Here is a 2,569-nt window from a genome sequence, read left to right on the forward strand (position 1 = left end):
GGTTTGTCTGGAAGTCCGGTAGATTCCGTAGTGGCAAACGGAGTGTATATCACGTACCTGAATTTAGCGTCTTTTAGCTCGCCGGTAGACGGGTTATAATTCTCGTCCTTCCCAAAATATACATACATCATGCTCGGTGTATCCGGCATTTGAAGTTTGCCTGACGCAACTTCCTCACCCCTGATTTTAAAACGCTGATCGAAGTCCAGGCCCTGAGCCGACAATTCTCTTCCCCGGCTCATAAACGGTTCCAGTTTTTTTGAATAACAAGCAACACTTATTCCTTCTTTATTAGGATTATCAGCAATACAAACCAGGTTATTATTGCCTTCTCGCAGAACTACCAAAGCACCATCCTTGTCATAGCCATATACCATGGCTCCATCTTTGTCTTCTTGAGGAGCAGGTAAAACTGCGGTTTTAATCTGGATATCATTGGGTAAGACCCCATCTGTTTTGGTCTGTGATACAACCCCAAAAGAAACTAAAAGTGCTATAGTAGCTATAGTGATTTTCATAAGTTCTGTGTTTGCCTAAAGATAGCAATCTCGGCCAATATCCTCAAAAGGGCGATGACATTAAGACACACTAATTTTTCTGGATATGGGCAAGTAGATAATTGATTGGAGCCTCATTCGGGCTATTTTCGGACAAATCCCCCTAAATACTTTACTATAAATGCAGGTGGAAAAGAAAGTCACAACTAACCTTACTGGCGAAAATGATCATTCGGAAACCGGATGCTAAAACCTTTGGCGCATCCCCTCTATAGGTCGATTAGAAATCAGGTGCTTTACCAATATTTCTACTTACTCAATTGCAATCCAAAGAATAGTCATCCTCGGCATCTTTGGTCCACTGATCCGGGACGTCGTTCAATTGATCGGAATTTACCTGGATGCAGCTAAGTGGGTTTTCTTCGATTGCAAACACCTTGAATTGGATTACGGTCGCCACGTTCGATATATCGATAGCGCTTAGCTGATTATTTTTTAGCGATAGCAGCTGTAGGGCACTATTGTCGGAAATAATACTCTAACCTCTATAAATGTAAGCCGCATTCAAAATTAAAGTTTCTTTATATGGCGAATAATAGCATCACAAAATTAGCCAATATAATAACGGTCTTCTTTTTCATGAGGACAATTTAAATGAACAATAAGTTTGTGATGCTAAGCCTTAAATGAAGTGGCAAAGACAGTAATTTTCTTTAGCGAAAGCTTGAAAGGCTTCTTTCAAGGGTTTCAATTTTTGCCCTTGCATCGGCAGCCTTCTTTTTTTCCAGAGTAACTACTTGTTCCGGTGCGTTATTAACAAAGCGCTCGTTCGCCAGCTTTTTTTCTACAGATTGAAGAAACCCTTTGGTATAATTCAACTCTTCTTTTATCTTTTCTACTTCTGCTTCGAGATCCAGAGTTCCCTCTAAGGGCACGAAATACTCATTACTCTTTGCTCTAAATGTGATCGCACCATCCACAGCTTTATCGACAAATTCAATTTTACTGAGATTGGCCAGCTTCTTTATCACTACATTCCAGCGCGTATCAAAGTTTTCCTTATCAATCACCAGAAGTTCCAATTGATCCTTATTCGCTATATTTTTCTTTTTACGAATATTTCTGATATTGGATATTACGGATGTGGCGAAGACAAATTCGGGTATCAGCTGCTGATGCTCCAGAGGTAATACTGGCCATTTAGCAACGATTAAAGCTTCTTCTTTTTTACGCTCTTTGATCCGTTGCCAGATCTCTTCTGTGAGGAAAGGCATAAACGGATGCAACAATTTAAGATTGGCCTCAAATAACTCGATAACGTCCTTGTAAGTGGCCTTATCTATTGGCTGTTGATAGGATGGTTTCACAATCTCCAGCAACCAGGAACAAAAATCGTCCCAAACGAATTTATAAGCGGTCATCAAGGCATCTGAAATTCGGTATTTGCTAAAATGATCGTCAATATCCAATAAGGTTTTTGCCAATTTGGCCCGGTACCAATCAAGGCCCAATCGGGCCGCCTCTGGCTGGTGTACTTCCTTGACTTCCCAACCCTGTACCAACCGGAAAGCGTTCCATACCTTATTGGCAAAATTCTTACCCTGCTGACAAAGAGCTTCATCAAAAAGAAGGTCATTTCCCGCCGCTGAACTTAGTAATAATCCAACCCTTACACTATCCGCACCATAGTGGTTAATCAATTCCAAAGCGTCAGGAGAATTGCCCAGCGATTTAGACATTTTCCTGCGTTGTTTGTCCCTTACGATACCGGTCAGATAAACATTGTCAAATGGTCTTTTGCCTTTTAATTCATATCCGGCCATGATCATGCGGGCTACCCAGAAAAACAGAATATCCGGTGCCGTAATCAGATCACTGGTCGGGTAGTAGTAACCAAATTCTTCATTATCCGGTTCAAGGATTCCCCCAAAAACACTTATTGGCCACAACCATGATGAAAACCAGGTATCCAGTACATCTTCGTCTTGCCTTAAATCCTTAGCTGATAACTGAGAATCACCTGATTTGGTCCTGGCTAATCCCAGTGCTCTATCGCGATCTTCGGCAACCAC

The 2,569-nt window shown here is 41.4% G+C and carries 2 protein-coding genes; both read right to left on the minus strand.

The window, feature by feature from the left end:
- Positions 1 to 518, minus strand: a 518-nt coding sequence (locus Q0X72_RS13605; RefSeq protein WP_297766525.1) for a hypothetical protein, incomplete at its 3' end; no start/stop codon positions are given.
- Positions 519 to 1,210: 692 nt separating this feature from the next.
- A partial coding sequence (locus Q0X72_RS13610; protein WP_297766527.1) for a class I tRNA ligase family protein occupies positions 1,211 to 2,569 on the minus strand: 1,359 nt, incomplete at its 5' end.

The organism is uncultured Muriicola sp., from assembly GCF_947258935.1.
GTDB lineage: Bacteria > Bacteroidota > Bacteroidia > Flavobacteriales > Flavobacteriaceae > Muriicola.